At 72.5% G+C, this 19,883-nt stretch carries 14 protein-coding genes and 1 pseudogene; 9 read left to right on the forward strand and 6 right to left on the reverse strand.

Translation table 11 applies throughout. The annotated features are described in order from the left end of the window. Nucleotides 1-192: 192 nt before the first annotated feature. The 4 genes and pseudogenes from ACZ68L_RS36705 (at nucleotide 193) to ACZ68L_RS36720 (ending at nucleotide 1,649) form a co-directional block, all read left to right on the forward strand. Complete coding sequence (locus tag ACZ68L_RS36705) at nucleotides 193-558, forward strand: hypothetical protein (protein ID WP_469586307.1); 366 nt, start codon at nucleotides 193-195, stop codon at nucleotides 556-558. A 343-nt stretch (nucleotides 559-901) separates the two neighbouring features. Continuing rightward, nucleotides 902-1,188 (forward strand): annotated as a pseudogene (locus ACZ68L_RS36710) (NAD(P)-binding domain-containing protein); the annotation flags it as partial. A 17-nt stretch (nucleotides 1,189-1,205) separates the two neighbouring features. Beyond that, nucleotides 1,206-1,406 carry a hypothetical protein gene (locus ACZ68L_RS36715; protein ID WP_469586310.1) on the forward strand — a complete coding sequence of 67 codons (201 nt, stop codon included), beginning with the start codon at nucleotides 1,206-1,208 and terminating at the stop codon, nucleotides 1,404-1,406. Nucleotides 1,407-1,490: 84 nt separating this feature from the next. Next, nucleotides 1,491-1,649, forward strand: coding sequence for an SCO1431 family membrane protein (locus tag ACZ68L_RS36720; protein ID WP_469586313.1), 159 nt, complete (start codon nucleotides 1,491-1,493; stop codon nucleotides 1,647-1,649). Nucleotides 1,650-1,667: 18 nt separating this feature from the next. Here the strand turns inward: ACZ68L_RS36720 and ACZ68L_RS36725 are convergent, their stop codons facing one another. The 5 genes from ACZ68L_RS36725 to ACZ68L_RS36745 all read right to left on the reverse strand — a co-directional run bounded on the left by ACZ68L_RS36725 (nucleotide 1,668) and on the right by ACZ68L_RS36745 (nucleotide 12,850). Next, nucleotides 1,668-3,143 (reverse strand): hypothetical protein, encoded by a 1,476-nt coding sequence (locus ACZ68L_RS36725; RefSeq protein WP_469586315.1) that lies wholly within the window; start codon nucleotides 3,141-3,143, stop codon nucleotides 1,668-1,670. A gap of 47 nt (nucleotides 3,144-3,190) precedes the next feature. Beyond that, a complete protein-coding gene (locus ACZ68L_RS36730; protein WP_469586317.1) occupies nucleotides 3,191-5,866 on the reverse strand; it encodes a hypothetical protein in 2,676 nt (891 codons plus the stop codon). A gap of 549 nt (nucleotides 5,867-6,415) precedes the next feature. After that, a complete protein-coding gene (locus tag ACZ68L_RS36735) occupies nucleotides 6,416-8,101 on the reverse strand; it encodes an ISAzo13 family transposase (RefSeq protein ID WP_469586320.1) in 1,686 nt (561 codons plus the stop codon). A 209-nt stretch (nucleotides 8,102-8,310) separates the two neighbouring features. Continuing rightward, a complete protein-coding gene (locus ACZ68L_RS36740; protein WP_469586323.1) occupies nucleotides 8,311-9,492 on the reverse strand; it encodes a S8 family serine peptidase in 1,182 nt (393 codons plus the stop codon). Nucleotides 9,493-9,535: 43 nt separating this feature from the next. Further along, entirely contained in the window at nucleotides 9,536-12,850 is a 3,315-nt protein-coding gene (locus tag ACZ68L_RS36745) for an AAA family ATPase (protein WP_469586325.1), read from the reverse strand. 529 nt (nucleotides 12,851-13,379) lie between these two features. On the opposite strand from ACZ68L_RS36745, the gene ACZ68L_RS36750 reads away from it, so the two are divergent. After that, entirely contained in the window at nucleotides 13,380-14,552 is a 1,173-nt protein-coding gene (locus ACZ68L_RS36750) for an acyl-CoA dehydrogenase family protein (protein ID WP_469586327.1), read from the forward strand. Between the two features lie 463 nt (nucleotides 14,553-15,015). On the opposite strand, the gene ACZ68L_RS36755 is transcribed toward ACZ68L_RS36750, so the two are convergent. Further along, entirely contained in the window at nucleotides 15,016-15,414 is a 399-nt protein-coding gene (locus ACZ68L_RS36755; RefSeq protein WP_469586330.1) for a hypothetical protein, read from the reverse strand. Nucleotides 15,415-15,617: 203 nt separating this feature from the next. Here ACZ68L_RS36755 and ACZ68L_RS36760 point away from each other — a divergent pair, with 203 nt between their 5' ends. From ACZ68L_RS36760 to fxsA, 4 genes are all read left to right on the forward strand, one after another. Beyond that, entirely contained in the window at nucleotides 15,618-16,058 is a 441-nt protein-coding gene (locus ACZ68L_RS36760; protein ID WP_361453939.1) for an Lrp/AsnC family transcriptional regulator, read from the forward strand. Between the two features lie 46 nt (nucleotides 16,059-16,104). Further along, nucleotides 16,105-17,751, forward strand: a complete 1,647-nt coding sequence (locus ACZ68L_RS36765; RefSeq protein ID WP_469586334.1) for an amidohydrolase — start codon at nucleotides 16,105-16,107, stop codon at nucleotides 17,749-17,751. A 550-nt stretch (nucleotides 17,752-18,301) separates the two neighbouring features. Beyond that, nucleotides 18,302-19,069, forward strand: coding sequence for a polyprenol monophosphomannose synthase (locus ACZ68L_RS36770; RefSeq protein WP_361453945.1), 768 nt, complete (start codon nucleotides 18,302-18,304; stop codon nucleotides 19,067-19,069). Between the two features lie 83 nt (nucleotides 19,070-19,152). Continuing rightward, on the forward strand, nucleotides 19,153-19,746 hold the full coding sequence (fxsA, locus tag ACZ68L_RS36775; protein WP_469586338.1) for an FxsA family membrane protein: 594 nt from the start codon (nucleotides 19,153-19,155) through the stop codon (nucleotides 19,744-19,746). The last annotated feature ends 137 nt before the right edge of the window (nucleotides 19,747-19,883 follow it).

Consider the following 19,883-nt stretch of genomic DNA (forward strand, 5'->3'; position numbering starts at 1 on the left):
CTCCGCGCCGCACCGGAACGCACCAGGGGCACCCTGTATACGGAGGTTCTGTGGACCGCAGCCACTGTCAGCACCCGTCAGGGCAACTACACCCGCGCCTTTGCCTTCCTGCTTGAGGCGCTGGATGCCCTCGACAGCCGCGACAACCTCCTGCTCTGGATCAGGCTGCGGCTGGCCGCAGCCTCGCTGTCCATGCAGTCGGTGCCGCTACGACTCTCCGAGGCCGAGTCCTTCCTCGACAGCGTCGAGCCGCTGTTGAAGGTCACCGGCCCTCTGCGGCATTGGCAGGAGCTGCTCTTCCTCAAAGCCAAGCTCGCCTACCACCAGGGCGACCTCGGCCGTGCTGCGGAACTGACGGCTCAGACCGAGAAGGATGTCCATCTGCTCACCTATCGCGACCAGATGCGTTTCAAGGTCCTGTGCGCAGTGATCGACCTGAAGAACGGCGTCCAGGAGGCGAGTGGGCAGCTCCGGGAACTCGCCGCCGAAGTGGAGACCGTCAACATGCCGGATCTGGCAGCGGAGGTCTGGCGCACAGTGGCTCAAGGCTCACTGTAGAGGGCCCGTCATCAGGCCGACAGCTGCGATGGTGATGGGTGTAGTTCCTGGCTCGTACGAGATCTTCGTTGCTGGTGATCGACCAGGGATCGCTTTCGGGAGGCTGCTGCGCCGGGCGACGGGCGACGGGAGCGGACTACGAGGAGGACGCGCTTGCGGAGCAGGAGGGTGCTGGCTCTGCCCCCATCTGGCGCCTGATCATTTTAGAAGTTACGTGGAATCTGCCAGGGTGATTACGTAACCCCGGTGCAACCACGAACCTGGGAGATCACTTGAGCGGCACGACGGTGCCGGCGAAGAAGTGGCCGGTGCTCGGCCGGCACGAACACGCAGAGATTTGGCTGACGAGTTCGCCCCGCTCCTCGAAGCGGGCGACATCCTCATCGACGGCGGCAACGCCCACTTCCTCGACGCCCGCCGCCGGACGCCCTGCGCGAGAAGGGCATCCACTTCGTCGGCACCGGCGTCTCCTACGGCGGAGAAGGCGCACTGAACGGCCCGTCGATCATGCCCGGCGGCTCGGCCGAGTCCTACGCCGCTCTGGGCCCGATGTTCGAGACCATCAGCGCCCACGTCGGCGGCGAGCCGATGAGCACCCAGATCGGCACCGACGGCGCCGGCCACATTGTCACGACCAGGGCTGGACGATGATCCGCGACGCGGCGGCCGAGTACGACTGGACCATCGGCCTCGGCGCCGTCGCCGGGATCTCGCGCGCCGGCTGCATCATCCGAGCCGCCTTCCTCACGGTCGAGGACGGAGGGGGAGTCCCTGGCCCGAGACAGGCGTCTCCAGAACCCAGGGCGAAGCGATCAGTCGGCGGGCGCGAAGCTGCGGGCGGGCAGTGACGGACGTCTCTACCGCCGGGGCCCGTGTTTCCGGCATTGTGGTCGGGTCCTCGGGGACGCCCACCGCCGACCGAGCGAGATGCCATGACTGCGACTGCCGCCGAATCCGCCACCGCCCCTGTCACCCACCGCCGTGCGCGGACCGGCGGTCCCGGGGACGGACCGAAGCTGCTGGAGACCGTGCTGGGCTGGGTCCTCGTCGTGGTGATCGCCGTCTTCGTCACCCGGGCCGGCCTCATGTGAGAAGCCGGCCCATGTGGGTCAGGACCGGCAGGTCACCTTCATCTGAGCGGCGGCGTGGTGGGCTTTTTCCCAGCCCTTGGACCAGTCGTCACCCCGGTCGAGCAGCTTCACACCGATCGTGGAGCCCTTCATCTCGAAAGTGCCGGCGTTCACCCACTGGCCCCGGTGAGCCACCTGGTTGATCGTGAAGCTGTTGTACATGGTCGTACGGTCGTTGGCGTTCACCAGTACGTGGTACTTCGTGGGGTGTCCGCCCACGTACAGGATGGTGTTGCTGTTCGGGATGTACACGGAGATCTGGCAGGTGCGGGCCTTCGTGCCGGGATTCCACCACCACTTGACGCGGGCGTCGTGGTCCTGGTCGGTGTCGCCGGACATGGGGACGGCGGAGTAGCTCCCGTTGCAGCCGTTGCCCGTCCAGCCGCCGGAGGAGCGGGTGTACCAGCCGTTGCTGCCGTCACTGTAGTAGCCGTCCTGCTGGAAGCCGCCGCCGGCAGGGGTGGAGCAGCCATGACCGGCCACGCCGGTATAGACCACGGTCGACTGCGGGGCGGCCTTCTGCCCGGTGCCGGTGCCGGCCGACGTGTTGCCGGTGCCACTCTTGTCCGTGGTGGTCTTTTCGGTTCCGGTCTCGGGGGAGCCGCCCTGGTCGGTCCCCTTCGAGTCCGGGGCGGCGGGAGCGCCTGGAGCGTCGCCGGTCTTGGAGTGGCCGTTCTGCGCCACCGTGCCGCCCTCATGGATGCCACCGGTGGCGGTGCCCGCGCCGCGTTCCGTCGAGTCCGACGTGCCGCCGCCGTGGGCGGTGCCCTTGTGGCCGTCCTTCAGGCTGCCGGAGTCGGGCGCCTGCTGTTCGCCCGGAACGAGGCCGGGACCGGAGTGGTCCGGACCCATCGGGCTTCCGGCGGGGGCGCCGGCGTGGACGGGGCCGGTCTTTTCGTGCGGCCCTGATATCAGGAACGGCACACCGATCAGGACGAGACCGCCGATCACGGCCGCGGCGATCATGGGCTTGCCGGGGCGTCCCAGGGGAAGACCGGCGGTGCGCCGGGTGGCGGGCCGGTCCTCCGCCTTCGCTTCCGGGGCCCCTTCCGCCTGCGCCTGCGGGTTCTCGCCCGCTTCGGCTTCTGCTACCGCTTCGGCTTCCGACTCCGCCTGCGCGCCCGCCGCCGCGCCGACCCCCGGAGCAGCCCCCGCCCGGGGCTTCTGCTCCTCCTGCGCCGCGGTCTTTGCCTGTGCCGAGGTCTCCTTCTCCTCCGCGGCCTCTCCTTCCGCGCGGGCCCCGGGGGAGGTCTCGGGGGCGGCTGCCGCGGTGGCGGCCGACGCGGCAGCCGTGGCAGCCGTCGCTGCCGACGACGCTGCTGAGGCGGGCGCTGCCGCCGGGAACAGACCCGTGGTCGGCTCCTCGGCCAGTACCGCAAGTGCTGCCGCGCGCTGGACCGGTGAGCCGGGGGCGCCCGCGCTCTTGCCGGCCGGGACGGACTCGCTGGTTGCCATGACATGCCTCTCTGGAGGATGGGGAGGGAGGGTCGGAGACGACCTGTTCAGCGACGGTCCGGCACGGAGCGGAACGGGCCGGTGCAGCGGTCGGGCCACCGCGGGTCCGTCGCCGCGGTCACGCGGCAGGCAGCCGTGTCCAGCCGGGCGACGGCCTCGGCGGAGGGCTCCCGCAACCGGCCCGTGCCGGAGGGTACTTCGGCCAGCAGCACCCGGGCGGGCAGGTCACCGTCCGCCTCGTGCCGGGCCAGTACGGAGAATTCGGTGCCCGGGGCGAACAGCGCCGTCACACCGTTCCCGTCGCGCGCCAGCACCGACGTGCGGCGCGCGGTCACGGGCCGGACGGCGTACCGGACGTACTCGGCCGGCGGCACCGGAGCGTTCTTCGCTTCGAGATGGACGACATCGAGCGGAGCGTCGCAGTGCAGTACCGCCCCGGGAACGAGGTCGTCCGGGATGTCCGGGCCGGGTACCGCGCGCATCAGTGTGCCGCGCAGGGCAGGAAGCCTGCTCAGCCCGGAGGTCAGACAGGCGGCGTACGGACGGAGCTCGCCCGCACCCCCGTCGGCCGCCAGCGCGAGCGCGCCGAAGGGCCCGTCGGACGGCGACGAGAGATAGAGGTGCACGGCGACCAGGTCGGCGCGTGCCGCCGCTTCCGCCGGGCCGCGCAGTCCGGGCAGCCGTATGAGTGTCTGGTTGACCGGACCGCTGTGCTCCTCCCAGACGGCCGAGGCCAGCTCCCGGAACGCGGCCCGGTCCGCGTCGCTGCTGAATCCGTCCGGGGCGGGCGCGGCGGCGCGAGGCCGGCCCGTGCGGGCGCTCGCAGGGGCCGCTGCGGCATTCGCTGCGGGCCGGGTCGGGGCCGACGGGGCAGCGGGGGTGTGCGTGGGGGACGGGAGAGCGGCGCCGCCCGGGATATGAGCGGCGTTCGGCTCCTGGGCGGGAGTCACAGGTGGTCCGGCAGGCACAGCCGGCACCACGGGAGCCGTCCGCGTTCCCTCGGGCACCGCCGTGCTGGAAGCGGTGACGGCGGACGTCACCTCGCCCCGGACCTGAGTCGGGGGCGACGGCCGGGCGCTGCTCGTCGCCGGGCGCGAGAGCGCGGCGGACATCTCCCCGAGTGTGCCGCGGGCCGCGGGCGAAGACGGGGGCGTGGCGGAGGCGGACCGCGCGGCGGCCGCCGACTCCGTGGCGGGAGCGGCGGAGACCGGTGGGTGGGGCATCGGCCGTGTCGCGGGAGGAGAAGGCACGGGAGCAGTGGGCGCGGGAGCAGAAGGCGCGGGTACGCCGGACTCGACGGCCGTCGTGTGAGCGGACGTCACGGACACCTCAGGTGCACCGGAGACCTCTTCCCGAGCGGCAGCAGGGGCAGGTGCGGGGGCGGTCACTGAGCCGGTTGCCGCCGCGGCGAACGTGAGGCCGCTCCGTACGGCGAAGCGGCGCAGCTCGGCCACGGCTGCGTCGCCCGCACCGTCGGGGGCGGCGAGTTCCGCGTACTCGCTTATCTCGTCGTCCAGTTCGTTCAGCAGGCCGGACAGTGCCTCCAGGAGCTGGGTCCGACGGTCGGCGTCGCCGGTCAGTGCCGCGTCCACCTCGATACGGACGGCTCTGGCCTCGGCGGGCCGGTCGCGGAACGCGGCGGGCGGCAGGGCTTTCTCCCCGAGCCAGAGTCCCGCCCGCACCGCCACGGCGTAGCTGCCGTCCGGCAGGCGCAGCGCCGCGGGCTTCGGAGCGGCCGTCCCGGCGGCGTCGGGCAGCAGCCAGTGCGCCGGTCGAGGGGAGGGGCGGTGGCCGTCGGCCTCGGCGGGCGAGCAGATCACGGCCGTGAGCAGGGCGGGCCAGGTGCACTCACCCCCCGGCGACGTCAGCCGCACGGTTTCCGCATGCCGGGCGGGGGCGGCACCCGTGCCGCCCACCGGGGCCGCGAGCGGCAGTCCCGTGCAGACCTCGACGTCCGTGCCGAGCAGGTCGGCCACGCCTTCGGCGAGCGGCAGCAGGTCGCGCCCGTGCCCCGGGGCGAGCCGGACCGACCGGCGCAGTTCGGCGGGCAGCCCCGCGAGCAGCGTCGCCAGGTCCTCGACCGGCACTCGCCCGTCGCCTGCCGTACCCACCAGAACGGTCAGCCGGTCCGGATGGACGGCCGGCGCGAACGCCAGCTCGCCGGGGCGCGGCGGGACCGTCCCCATCGGCCGCACCAGCAGCCCGGCGGGTATCTGCTGGACCGTGCACGCGCCGAGCTCACCAAGAGACACTCGGGCCAGCGCCCGCTGCCAACGGGGCGCGGGGATGCGCGCGCCGAGCGCCTCGGGCTCGGCGCCCGGCCCGAACCGCCACCAGCCGCCCCCCGGGGTGGCCGGTTCGGCGACGTACAGACCGCCACCGGGAATGAGGACGGCAGCCGCGTCGGGGGCCTCCAGCTCCAGCTCCCAGGCGTCGGCGAGCCGCTGCGCCAGCGGGCTGCGCTCGCCGGCCCGGGCCGCCGCGCCGGACATCACCAGCCGGGCGGCGGAACGCTTTTCGTCGCGGAACCTGGCGAGCAGGCCGCCCAGTTCCTCGCCCAGGTTGCCGGCCGCCTCCGGAGCGACATCGACCACGACGACCGGCCGCTCCGGGTCGGCGGGGAGGCTACGGGCCAGCTCCCGGACCGAGGTGCGGCGGTCGGTGGATGAGCGCAGCAGGAATCTCTCACCGTGCTCCTCCAGCATCGTCCGGGGCGCCGCCACCCGTGATGTTCCCCGAGCGGCAGACCCGGACGCGGAAGCGCCCTCCCCGGCGCCGCCACTACGGCGCCCGAGCCACCGAGGCAGACGCGATGAGATCCCGCTCACCCGGCCTCCCCCCGACGGCTGAAACCGCTGCGCTGCACTGATCCTCCATCAATGATCCAACCGAGATGCGGAGTTGACCATAGCTGCCGTTCGGTCACGCGGGCCCTCCGGGGTTTTGGCGGTGAGGATGTCCGCGCTCGCGACGCGCCCCCCGTTCGCCGGTCGGTCTGAGTTCCAGGAGACCGACTCCCCGGCCCTGCCGATGTCCTGCCCGCCCTCGGAGGGTTACGACCTCGCCCGCGATTGTCAGCGGCGTCGCGGTGTCCGGGACCTCCGCCTCCGGCGTTGTCGTCAGTCGCCGACGCTCCTTCCCCAAGCTCTCGGCTGCGTTCGAGCAGGGGAGGCCCCATCCGACTCCCTCCTCCGCCTTGGATTCGAAGGCCCCGGACACCGCTCCTTCTCCCACTGCCAATCGTGGGCGAGGCCGTTAGGGCTCGCAGAGAATCAACATGCTGATTTGATCTCCGTGGGGCTGCTGTTCGCGAGGAACCTGGTGACATCCGTGGGCGTCCGGAACCTGGCTGTCGAGGGTGGAATGGTGTAGCCGTGCTTGGCCAGGAGCGGCTGGACCTGGTGCACGGCCCTGGTGAGGGTGCTGCCGTTGACTCCGAAGAGCTGGGCGAGCAGGTCTCGTGTGCCGAGTTTGCGCTGGTAGAGCACGGTGGCCAGGACTCTGTCGGCGGTGGTCAGCTTGTCCTTGGCCCCTGCGCCGCGAGCGCGGAGGCGCTCGCCTCCTCGTTGCTGGAGCCGTCCTTGCTCACGTAACTCGTTTAGATCCCGGGTCAGTTGGTTGATGAGTTCGTCCAGCGCCGGTTCGGGCATGCCGGTCAGGTCCGGGTTGCGCAGAGACCCGGTGCTGGGCTGCGGGGACGGGCGGTTGGCTGGCCGCAAGTCCCTGGCTGTGCTGGTGGTGTCGCGAGGTTGAGGGTGGAGGGTGTAGTTCCAGTCGCCGTGGAAGCGGTGCCGGCGCATGGGTAGGGCATCGATGTCGCTGTCGGTGACCTTGATGCCGGTTTCGTAGGTGCCTGGGTCGAGTTCGGCGTGGACGGTCAGCCCGGCGCGGGTGGTGGTCGCCGCGATGCTGTTCACGATGACGTCGTGGCTGGTCAGCGGGCGACCGCGCCAGTTCATGGAGATGTGGGAGAACAGCCGGTGCTCGATCTTGTTCCACTTCGAGGTGCCCGGTGGCATGTGGCAGACCGTGATGTCCAGGCCCGTCTCGACGGCCAGGGCTGCGAGTTCGGTCTTCCATGTGCGGGTGCGGTAGCCGTTGGAGCCGCCCGCGTCCGCGGTGATCAGCAGGCGGGTGGCGGCCGGATAGTCGTGCCGGCCGCGGGCCTGCCACCAGCGGCGGATGGAGGCGACGGCGAACGCGGCGGTGTCGTGATCAGTGCCGACACTGACCCAACCTCTGTTCGCGACGACGTCATAGATCCCGTACGGAATCGCCTTGCCCGGTCCCTGCCGGTCCAGGAAGTCGTGCGTCTTGACCAGGACCGGTTCACCGGTCGGCCGCCACTGGTGGCCCGCATTCCTGTAGTCGCCGACGAGTTCCTTCTTCTTCGTGTCGACGCTGATCACCGGCTGGCCGGCGTCGGTATGCTGTCTGGCCCGTTCGTTGATGTAGCGGAACTGGGCATCCCGGTCCGGGTGCTGCTTACCCTCGATGGTCTTGGCACCGGCCTGCAGACTGAAGCCTTCCTCACGCAGCAGGTCCCCGACCGTGTCCGCGCTCACCCGGTGCCCTTGACGGGTGAGCTGGGCCGCGAGACTCCTGGTCGACTTCACCGTCCAGCGCAGCGGCGACATCGGATCGCCCCGCTCGTCAGGTTCCACCAGCGCCAACAGCGCCAACCGCAGACCCGGATCAAGGTCCACGGCCCTCTTGCGGCCACCACCGGGCCGACGTACCCGTCCCAGCGGTTCCTTGCCGACGTCTAACTCGTCCACACCTTTGCGGACTGTTGTCTCGCTGACCTGGGCCGCCCGCGCGACCGCCCGGATGCCGCCATGCCCCAGGAGCCGGGCCTCGGCCCCCATCAGCAGCCGTCGCTGCCGCTCGTCGAGATGAGGGAACAACACCTCGAACTTCAGAATGAGTTGGCCACAGACCACTTCGGAGATGCCCATATCACAACAACGAGCCGCATCACGGGAAGCAACACCTTGATTCTCTGCGAGCCCTTACGTCCCCGACCGCGTCAAGCCGCGCATCGTGCCGCCCGGCCAGGCCCTGCGCATCGCCCGGCGCAAGACCACGCTCGTCCGGTCGGCGCTGCCCGCCGACGTGCCGGAAGCGCCCGAGCGGGACTGAGACCTGCCGCTCGTGCATGTGTCGCTCAGTGCGCGGGCGGGCCGTCCGCGCCCAGCCGTCCGGGCCGCCAGCGGCGACCGCGGCCACGCGGCAGGACCACCGCGAGGAACGCGACGAGCAGGATCGTCCCGCCCGCCCCGGCCGCGACCAGGTACGCGGTGGAGCGGGCCCCGGCGGTATCGGGCGGTGCGGGAAGCCGTACCGGGTCGAGGTGCGCGGCGAGGGACGGAGCGGCGGCCGGAGTGACGCCCGACACGGCGCCGTACGGATCCAGCGCGGGCAGGTCTCCCGGGTAGGCCGTGCTGAGCAGCCGGGCCCGCACCTGGGCCGCCGTCAGGTCCGGGTGGTACGAGCGGACCAGGGCCGCCGCGCCCGCCGTCACGGCCGCCGCCAGCGACGACCCCGACCCCGTCCATTTGCCGTCGCCCACGGGGCCCGGCCCGACCAGCGCGTCACCGGGGGCCGACAGGTCGGCGCGCCGGTAGCGCGGCGCATCCTCGGCCCGGCCGCCCTGCGGCCCGGTGTCCAGGACCGCCAGCGCGCCCGGCGGTGCCACGGGCGCGGGCGGCGCCTGCCTCGTCCCCTGCGGCAGACTGTCCGCCGCGGCCGGGACGACGACGAGGGCGTCCTCGTGCACGGCCACGGCCATCGCGGCTCGTACCGCGCCGTCGGTTCCGTCCAGCGGCGCCGTCACCGTGATGACGTCCGCGCCGGCCTCGGCCGCTTCCCGGACCCCGGCCGCCAGCCGCTTCGCGTCCGGCTCGCCACGGGTGCCGGTGCCCCGCACCGCCAGAACGGTCGCCTGCGGCGCGACGCCGGAGAACCCCTGGCCCGCCCGCGCCGCCCCGGCGACCAGACCGGCCTGGAAGGTGCCCCGGCCCACACAGTCCCGGTCCGCGTCGCCGAGCGCCTCCACCCGGCCCGCCAGTACGGCGGGGGAGTCGCTCACGCCCGTGCCGACGACCGCGACGGTCACCCCCCGGCCCTGCGAGAGCCGCCACACCAGGTCCAGGGCCAGCGCCTGCCGGGTCCACGGCGCGTCCGGGGTGGCGCGTCCCTTGTGCGAGGTGCACTTCTGGTCGGAGGCCAGGCGCTCGGGCATTCCCGGCAGGGCCACCTGCCCGCCGCCCTCGGCGTGCGCGAGCGGCCCCGGCAGAACGGAGGCGACGGCGGTGATGCACAGCAACAGCTCGGTACGGCGACGCATGGGACCGGTCCTCGGTTCGGGCGGCTCGACTGGCAGGTGGTCTTCAGCGGTGGTGCAGGTCCTCGGGCAGCAGCAGCCGCAGATCGTCCAGGCTCGGCGCGGCGACCGTGCTGAGCCGCCCCGCCTGACGGGTCATCATCTGCTCCAGCGTCTGACGCGCAAGCCGCGCGTTGCCGAACGTACGGCCCCTCGGTACCGCGTCGAAGTGCTCGCGCAACGCCGACGCGGCTCCTGGCGCGCACTCGTAGCCGTTGTCCGCCGCGTGCTGCCGGACGATGGTGACCAGCTCGTCCGAGGAGTAGTCGGGAAACTCGATGTGCCGGGTGAAGCGCGAGGCGAGCCCGGGGTTGGAGTCCAGGAAGCGGTCCATCTCCGCGGTGTAGCCCGCCACGATCACCACCACCTCGTCCCGGTGGTCCTCCATCAGCTTCAGCAGGGTGTCCACCGCCTCCTGGCCGAAGTCCGAGGAGCCGCCGCCCTGCGGAGGCGTGAGTGTGTAGGCCTCGTCGATGAACAGCACCCCGCCCAGGGCGCGTTCGAAGACCTCCCGGGTCAGCTGAGCGGTGTGCCCGATCCAGCGGCCCACCAGATCCGCGCGCGACACTTCCACCAGCTGGCCGCGCGGCAGCACCCCCAGCGAGGTCAGCAACTCGCCGTAGAGCCGGGCGACCGTCGTCTTGCCGGTGCCGGGCGGACCGGCGAACACCAGATGGTTGCTGATCCGGGGCGTAGGCAGGCCGGCCGCCGCCCGCCGCCGGGTGGTGGCGAGCAGGTTCACCAGGTCGCCCACCTCGCGCTTGACGGCGGCCAGCCCGACCAGGCCGTCCAGCCGCAGCAGGGGATCGTCGTCGGGCCCGGCGCCCGGGCCTCCCGGCCCGGCCACGACGCCGATGTCCTCGGCCGTCAGTACCGCCAGGTCCCGTTCGTTGACGTCTGCCTGCGTGGCGAGCCGGGACGCCTGCCGGTCCACCATCTCCTCGAAGACCTTGCGCGCGGTGCGGCCGTTGCCGAAGCCCGCGTCGCGGGGTATCCGCTCGAAGTGTGCGCGCAACGCGGTGCGGGCCGCCGCGTCCAGCTCGTAGTGGTGGCCGGTACACATCCGCTCCACGATGGTGACCAGCTCGTCCGAGGTGTAGTCGGTGAATTCGACGTTGCGGGTGAAGCGCGAGGCGAGCCCCGGGTTGGAGGCCAGGAACTCGGTCATCTCCTTCGGGTAGCCGGCCGCCACCACGACGACGTCCTCGCGGTGGTCCTCCATCAGCTTCACCAGTGTGTCGATCGCCTCCCGCCCGAAGTCCGCGCCGGAACCGCCGCCGTCCGACAGCAGGGTGTACGCCTCGTCGATGAACAGCACCCCGCCGAGGGCCTTGCCGAAGGTCTCGGTGGTCTTGATGGCGGTGCCGCCGATGACCTGCGCCACCAGGTCGGCCCGCGACACCTCCACCAGGTGTCCGGAGCGCAGCACGCCGAGCGATGCCAGGATCGAGCCGTAGAGGCGGGCGACCGTCGTCTTGCCGGTGCCGGGCGGGCCCGCGAAGACCAAGTGGCGGCTCATCGGCGGAGCGGGCATGCCGAGGCTGGCCCGGCGCTGGGCCATCCGGTTCAGATTGATCAGGGTCAGCACCTGCTGCTTGACGTCGTCCAGGCCGATCAGCGACTCCAGCTCCGCCACCGGTCCGGTCCCGGTCGCCGGTTCGGCCGCCACCGGTACCGAGCCGCCCGGCAGCCGCCCGTCGCCCGCGGCCTCCGCGCCCGCCGCGCTGCCCCAGGCGTCGGGCGCCCCGTTCTCCGCGCTGTTCAGCCCCTCGACGGCGAGACGGTCGCCGGGAACTGCCTGGCGCAGCCCGCTGCCCCGGTTCTCCCGCACCGTGCAGCCGATCAGCGATACCGGATCGGTGCCCTCGACCCGTACACCGTCGGCCGCCGAGCCGGTCACCTCGCACGCGTTCAGCGAGGCCCGCGCGCCCGCCGCCACCAGCACGCCGTGCTCGCCGGAACCGCTCACCCGGGCCCGCGCGGCGCTCAGCTCGCCCTCCGCGTCGACCTGCACGCCCGCGGCGCCGGAGTCCTCCACGGACGTGTCGCGCAGCGTGAGCGTCCCCAGCGCGCCCACATGCACGCCCGCGCCCGTGGCGGCGCGCAGCCGCCCTCCGCCGACGTGCAGGTTGCCGTGGCCCGACACGTGGACCGCCGAGTCGGCGGACTCCTCGACGACGCAGTCCTCCAACCGCCCCCGGCCGTCCTTGGAGACCTCCACGCCGTGTGCGCCGGACCGGGCGACGGCGGCCCGCCGCAGCAGCGGATTGGCGCCGCTGCGGATCACGATCCCGCTCGCTGCGGAGTCCAGTACTTCGAGACGGTCGAGCTCGGCCGCCGAATCCTCCTCCAGCAGCAGCCCGGCACCCTCGGTGTCCCGCACGACGGTGCCGGTCAGCACCGGGGAGGAGAAGCCGCAGACTCGGACCGCGGGCTCCTTGGCGGCCGTGAACACACACTCCTCGATCTTGCCCCGGCTGCGCTCGGTCACCAGCAGCCCATGACCGCCGGTGCGTTCGGTACGGCAGCGGCTGAGCGTGGGGGAGCTGCCGGAGCCCACCACGAAGCCGTGCCCGGTGGTGTCCCGCACCGTGACGTCCTCCAGGACGGCCGGACCGGTGCTGTTCACGAACACCCCGACGACGGACTCGCGGACCGTGCCGCGCACCACCCGGACCGAGCTGTCCTCCTCGGCGGCGACGCCGGGCTTGTCGGTCGTGGATATCTCGCAGTCCTCGACCAGCACGTGCGCCTGGCCGTTGGCGAGGACGCCGTTGCCGCGGGCATCGCGCAGCCGGCTCGCGCGCACCGAGATCCGGCCGCGCTCCCCGGCCACCACCGCGGACGTGCCGAGGTGTTCGACGACGCAGTCCTCCAGGAAACTCTCGGTGCCGGACGTGGCCACCACACCCGCGCCCGCCGGATTGCTGATCCGGCACTGACGCAGCGCCAGCGACCCGCTGCCCCGGGCGAACAGCGCCGCCCAGGCCGAGCCGTGCACATCGCAGCGGTCCAGGGCGAGCTGGCCGCGCGGTACGTCCACGACCGGCAGTTCGTCGTCGTGTCCGCGCAGGACCAGGTCGCTCACCATCACGGCCTCCCCCGTGAGTGTCAGCGCCGTGCCGCGCCGCGGCGCCAGCTCCACGGTCCCGCGCCCCTCCGCAGCGGCCAGGGTGATGGCGACCGTGACGGTCACGCTCTCCTCGTAACGCCCCGGGGCGATGCTGACGACGGCTCCCGTACGGGCCTGTTCGACGGCCTGTGTGATGGTGCGGCAGTCGCCTGTCCCGTCCGCTGCGACGGTGAGCACCTGGCGTGACACGTTCTGACCTCCCGGACCCCGGTGCCCGTGGGGCGGGACGGGGACGCGCGGCATGTGGGGCGTGTGGAACTGATGTGCCCATCATGCCTGTTGGCGCAGGTGGCCCGCCACAGTGGTCCGCCCCGGGCCGTACGGCGTCGGCCGGTGCGGCCCCCGGTCACGCGGCCTTCGTACCAGGGTCCTCGTGACAGCCGGGCCGTGCCCACCCCTGGTTGCCCGCCGCTACCGTCCGGGCGGAGCAGCGGCGTCGGCCCGCAGCGCCGTCGCGTTGCCATGGGAAGGAACACCTCGGCACTGCGGGGACCGTTCCGCTCGCCGCCGAGTCGCTCCGTCACCCCGTGACGGATATGGTCCGATCGGGCATACTCAAGCCGCCACAGCCGCTGGCCAGCAGCTCTCGTAATCCGAGGGGCCGGCATCGGTTGAGCAGCAGTGCTCTTCCGGGTCCCGCCCGGAAGCCCCCCGGCGGCGCCGCCCACACCCCGCGCGCGCGACCGTCGCAACGCCCGACAGGGAGGAGAGCGCCGTCATGTCCGACCGTGCCCCGCAATTGGTGGAACGTCGTCTGCCCACCGAGGAGTCCCAGCAGCTCGTCGCGCTCGTACGCGACATCGCCCAGCGAGAGATCGCGCCACGGGCGGCCGAGGAGGAGGAAGCGGGCCGGTTCCCGCGCGAAGTCTTCACCCTCCTCTCCGAGTCCGGACTGCTCGGGCTGCCCTACGACTCGGCCCACGGCGGTGGTGACCAGCCGTACCAGGTCTACCTCCAGGTCCTGGAGGAGCTCGCGACCGCCCGGCTCACCGTCGGCCTCGGCGTCAGCGTCCACTCCCTGGCCTGCCACGCGCTCGCCGGATACGGCACCAAGGAGCAGCAGGCCGAGCACCTCCCGGCGATGCTGGGAGGGGGTTTGCTGGGCGCCTACTGCCTCTCCGAACCCGCCTCCGGCTCCGACGCCGCCTCGCTCCGCACGAAGGCCGTACGGGACGGTGACGACTGGGTCCTCACCGGCACCAAGGCGTGGATCACCCACGGCGGCATCGCCGACTTCTACACGGTGCTCGCCCGCACCGGGGTCGAAGGCCCCCGGGGCATCACGGCCTTCCTGGTCCCGGGCGACGCCGAGGGCCTGAACGCGGCCGCCCCCGAGAAGAAGATGGGCATGAAGGGCTCGCCCACCGCCCAGCTGAACTTCGACGGCGTACGGGTCGCCGACGCGCGCCGGATCGGCGAGGAGGGGCAGGGCTTCGCGATCGCCCTGTCCGCGCTCGACTCCGGCCGCCTGGGCATCGCCGCCTGCGCGATCGGCCTCGCCCAGGCGGCCCTGAGCGAGGCCGTCGCCTACGCCACCGGACGGCAGCAGTTCGGCCGGCCCATCGCGGACTTCCAGGGCCTGCGCTTCATGCTCGCCGACATGGCCACCCAGATCGAGGCGGGCCGCGCGCTGTATCTGGAGGCGGCCCGGCTGCGCGACGAGGGCAAGCCCTTCTCGCGTCAGGCGGCCATGGCCAAGCTGTTCTGCACGGACGCGGCCATGCGGGTCACCGTCGACGCAGTCCAGGTGCTCGGCGGATACGGCTACACCCTCGACTTCCCCGTCGAGCGGCTGATGCGCGAGGCCAAGGTGCTGCAGATCGTCGAAGGCACCAATCAGATCCAGCGGATGGTCATCGCGCGCCACCTCGCAGGTCCTGAGACACGCTGACCCGCAGCGGCCGCTCCGACCACACGGGCGTCGTCATGATCCGGTTCCACTCCTGGTCGTGACGGCCCGGCAGGGTCCGGCCGGCGCCCTCCCAATGACGGAGCAGGGCCCGGTAGATGGGCGGATCGGTGGAGTGCGGCACCGTTCGCGGTGCCGACCGGGGAGGCGCGGGGTGCGGCACCGGCTGCGAACCGGGCTGCGGAACCGATTCTTCGGCGGTCGTATCGGCGAGACGGCGACGACCGGGACCGGCCGTTGAATGCAGCAGGGTCATGCCCGGCCAACGGCGCCGGGCGGGCCCTGGTCACTGCCCGGCCGATTCGCGAGCCCGTTCGCCCGGGCCCCCGGGCGGCGGAGCCTTCGGCAGCGGGCACCACGCCGGTCGGGCCGTCGTGGTGCGGCACAGCTGTGTCGTGCGGGCCCGGAAGAGTCCGGGCGGTCCCGCGCGGACGCGGGGGCGGTCTCAGGCGGCTTTGCTCCGTATCCGCGGCACCTGCAACGGGCGCGACCCCGGGCCGCCGGCGTGCGAGAACGGCTGCATCCTCCAGTCGAACCCCTGAGGAAGCGTCAACAGCAGGCCCGTCTCCTGCTCCTGGAGGTCGAGCGACTCGTCGGCGGGCCGCGCGTGCGACGCCGCGCGGCCCGTACCGTCGCAGACCGTCAGGACGAACGGGTTCCACGGGGTCGGGCACAGCGCGTGCTCCGGCAGTACGTCCTCGTCCGCCAGCAGCGCGATCGGCTGCGCGCAGTCCGGGCAGATCACCCGGTACATCTCCAACGTGTCGTACGCGTCGGGAACGGTGTCCTCGACCGGATCAGCGGGATCCGGCTCGGTGCGAACGGTGAGTTTCAGGCTCTGCATGGGAAATTCCCCCCTCGGGTGGGCCGACAAGGCGCCACGGCCTCGACCACAGCAAGCACTTCCCGTCGCGCCTCGGCCGTAACCGCCAGTGGGGTGGCTACCGACCCGTATACCTGTGGCATTCGTCACATGCTCGCCGTGAGGGCCCTTCCGTTGCCCTCGCCGCTGTGCCTGGAGGTGCCCGGGGCCATAGATTGATCCATATGGAGGAGCTGGACCGACAGATCGTGGAGTTGCTCGTCAAGGACGGGCGGATGAGCTACACCGACCTGGGCAAGGCCACGGGCCTGTCCACCTCGGCCGTTCATCAGCGTGTCCGCAGACTGGAGCAGCGCGGGGTGATCCGGGGCTATGCCGCGGTCGTCGACCCCGAGGCCGTCGGCCTGCCGCTCACCGCCTTCATCTCGGTGAAACCCTTCGACCCGAGCGCGCCGGACGACATCGCGGAGCGGCTCGCGGGCATCCCGGAGTTGGAGGCGTGCCACAGCGTCGCGGGTGACGAGAACTACATCCTCAAGGTGCGGGTCGCGACCCCGCTGGAGCTGGAGCACCTGCTCACCCGGATCCGTTCGCTGGCCGGTGTGTCCACCCGGACCACCGTCGTCCTCTCCACGCCGTACGAGGCCAGGCCCCCGCAGATCTGAGGGGGCCGCGGAGCGGGCGCGTCCGGGCAGGCGCGAGACTGGTCCCATGACCGAGAGCACCGCCCCCCAGAGCGAACACCGCACCGTGCTGCTGCGCGGTGGAGACGTCCACAGCCCCGCCGACCCGTTCGCCACCGCCATGGTCGTCGAACGCGGCCATGTCGCCTGGGTGGGCTCGGAAGGAGCCGCCGACGCCTTCGCGAGCGGCGTCGACGAAGTGATCGACCTCGAAGGCGCGCTGGTCACCCCCGCGTTCACCGACGCCCACGTCCACACCACATCGACCGGACTGGCCCTCACCGGCCTCGACCTCTCGGGTGCCCGGACCCTTGGCGAGGTGCTCGGTCTCCTGCGCGCGTACGTGGCGGCGCACCCGGCGGACCGGGTCGTCCTCGGTCACGGCTGGGACGCCACGCGATGGCCGGAGCAGCGCCCCCCGTCGCGCGCCGAACTCGACGACGCGGCCGGTGGACGGCCGGTCTACCTGCCCCGTGTCGATGTGCACTCGGCGGTGGTGACCACCGCCCTGCTCGATCTGGTCCCCGGAGTCACCACGCTGACCGGGTTCCACCCCGACGCCCCGCTGACCGGTGCCGCCCACCACGCGGTGCGCTCCGCGGCCCACGGTGCCGTCTCCTCGCGGCAGCGCGCCGACGCCCAGCGCGCCGCCCTGCGCCACGCCGCATCGCTCGGCATCGGTACCGTCCACGAGTGCGGCGGCCCCGACATCTCCGACGAGGAGGACTTCGTCGCGCTGCTGAAGCTCGCCGCCGCGGAGAACGGACCGCGGGTCTTCGGCTACTGGGCCGAGCAGGTTGCCGACGAGAAGGACGCCCGCCGCGTCCGGGAGCTCGGCGCGATCGGCGCGGCCGGGGACCTCTTCGTCGACGGCTCCCTCGGCTCGCACACCGCCTGCCTGCACGAGCCGTACGCCGACGGTCCGGCCGGACACAAGGGGACCGCCCACCTGGACGCCGCGGGGATCGCCGCGCATGTCACCGCCTGCACGGAAGCCGGGCTGCAGGCCGGCTTCCACGCCATCGGCGACGCCGCGGTCTGCGCCGTGGTGGAGGGCGTCCGGGCAGCCTCCGAGACGCTGGGCCTGGCCCGGATCCGGGCTGCCCGGCACCGTGTCGAGCACGCCGAGATGCTCACGCCCGAGACCGTCGCCGCCTTCGCGGAACTGGGCCTGACCGCCTCCGTGCAGCCCGCCTTCGACGCGGCCTGGGGCGGCGAGGAGGGCATGTACGTCCAGCGGCTCGGGGCCGAGCGGGCCAGGACCCTCAACCCGTACGCGGCGCTCCTGCGGACCGGTGTGCCGCTGGCCTTCGGCTCGGACAGCCCGGTGACCCCGCTGGACCCGTGGGGGACCGTGCGGGCCGCCGCCTTCCACCGCACGCCCGAGCACCGGATCTCCGTACGGGCCGGCTTCACCGCCCACACCAGGGGCGGCTGGCGGGCCGTCGGCCGCGACGACGCGGGGACCCTGGTGCCCGGCGCCCCGGCCGACTACGCGATCTGGCGCACCGCCGACCTGGTGGTTCAGGCACCGGACGACCGGGTGGCCCGCTGGTCGACCGACCCGAGGTCGGGAACGCCCGGACTGCCGGATCTCACCCCGGGCGCGGAGCTCCCGGTCTGCCTCCGCACCGTGGTCTTCGGACAAACGGTCTTCGTACGGCCGAACGAGTGACGTCCGGACATTTCGTACCGTCGATCGAAGACGCCCCTGTTCCGCCGCGACCTGCGGATCTTCGCTACTGACCAGGCAAGTTCCGTAAACCTTGCAGGTCAGGCGGCTATTGACAGAGAGTGCCCACCGGCCGGTAGGTTCGGCCGAGTCCACCACAGGACGTCCGACCGGTTAAACCTCCACGCAGTCGTCGAACGCCGCTGGGTCATGGGGTGGTGCGCCGCACCGGCGCACCACCACTGACAGCCAGGTTCAGCGCCCGCGCCTCGGGGGCGAGGGAAGGTTTCAGCCGGACGGTAGGTGCGACCCGGGTGGGGCCCGGACGTTCAGTAGACAACGGCTCTAGGTCGACCCGCAGCCAGCGGGTCCCAGGTCGGCCCGAAGGGCGCTGGGCCCCCATCCGTAGTTCCCGTCGGCTCCCGCCAGGGGGTCTGTCCGCACTTCCCTCCTTCTGTCCGCGGCGGTGCCCGTTCCCGGCCGACCGTGTCGGCCACAGGCCCCCGCCCGCTGGATATGGTGTGCACCTGCGTACGGACTTAAGGGGCAGTAAGTGAACGACGGCGGTCAGAGGCGATACGGCCCGCTGGGCAGAACCTTGGTGATCATTCCGACCTACAACGAGGCCGAGAACATCAAGCCGATCGTCAGCCGGGTGCGCGCCGCTGTGCCGGAAGCCGACATCCTGGTCGCCGACGACAACAGCCCCGACGGCACCGGCAAGATCGCCGACGAGCTCGCCTCCGCGGACAGCCAGGTCCAGGTGCTGCATCGCAAGGGCAAGGAAGGGCTGGGCGCGGCCTACCTCGCGGGCTTCGACTGGGGCATCGAACACGGATACGGCGTGCTCGTGGAGATGGACGCCGACGGCTCCCACCAGCCCGAGGAGCTGCCCCGGCTGCTCACCGCGCTCAAGGGTGCCGACCTGGTGCTGGGTTCCCGCTGGGTGCCGGGCGGACGCGTGGTCAACTGGCCCAAGTCCCGCGAAATGATCTCCCGTGGCGGCAGTACGTACTCCCGGCTCCTCCTCGGTCTGCGGACCAGGGACGTCACCGGTGGCTACCGGGCCTTTCGCGCCGAGACCCTGCAGGGCATCGGTCTCGACCGGGTCGCCTCGCAGGGCTACTGCTTCCAGGTGGACCTGGCCCGCCGCGCCATCGACGCCGGGTATCACGTCGTCGAGGTCCCGATCACATTCGTCGACCGTGAGATCGGCGACTCGAAGATGAGCCGCGACATCCTGGTCGAGGCGCTCTGGCGGGTCACCTCCTGGGGGGTCACCTCCCGAACGAACCGGGCCCTCGGCCGCAAGGCGACCTGATCCGGCGGGGCGGCGGGCTCCGGTCCGCCGCTCGTGATCACCCCATACGCCGCTTGGACGCGCGTACGGGCACACTGGGGACCATGACGACCGGCAGCACACCGCCCCCGACCGCCCCCATGCGTTCACGCGCCCGTACCTTCATCCCCCTCGCCATCGCCGCCTGGGCGGTGCTGGAGATCTGGCTGCTCACCGTCGTGGCCGACGCGGCGGGCGGTTTCACCGTGCTGCTGCTTCTGGTCGCGGGGATCGTGCTCGGGGCCGCGGTGATGAAGCGGGCCGGCCGCCGGGCCTTCCGCAACCTCACCGAGACGCTCCAGCGGATGCCGGGGCAGCCCGAGGCTGCCGCCGCTGGGCAGACCGTGTCCCCGGGAAGCAGGGGCAACGGCTTCCTGATGCTCGGCGGGCTGCTGCTGATGATCCCGGGGATGATCTCGGACGTCGCGGGGCTCGTGCTGCTGGTGCCGCCGGTCCGTTCGTCGCTGGGCCGGTACGCGGAGCGGTCGCTGGAACGCCGGATGCGTGCGGCGACCCCCGGCAGCCTCTCCGGCGCCTTCCAGCAGGCCCGGATTCACCGGCCGGACGGAAAGGTCGTGCAGGGTGAGGTCATCCGTCAGGACGGCGCACAGCCGGACTCCCGCCCCGACGAGGGCCCCCGGCCGCCGCTGACTCCCTGAACACCGGCCCACGACGCGACAGAGCCGCGGGGGGGGGGGGGGGCGGCGGGGGGGGGGGGGGCGCCCCCGCGCCGGGCGGGGGGGGGGGGGGGGGGGGCGGGGGGGGGGCGGGCGGGGGGGCGGGCGGGCGGGGGCCG

The sequence above is a fragment of the Streptomyces sp. NPDC104309 genome (assembly GCF_055584025.1).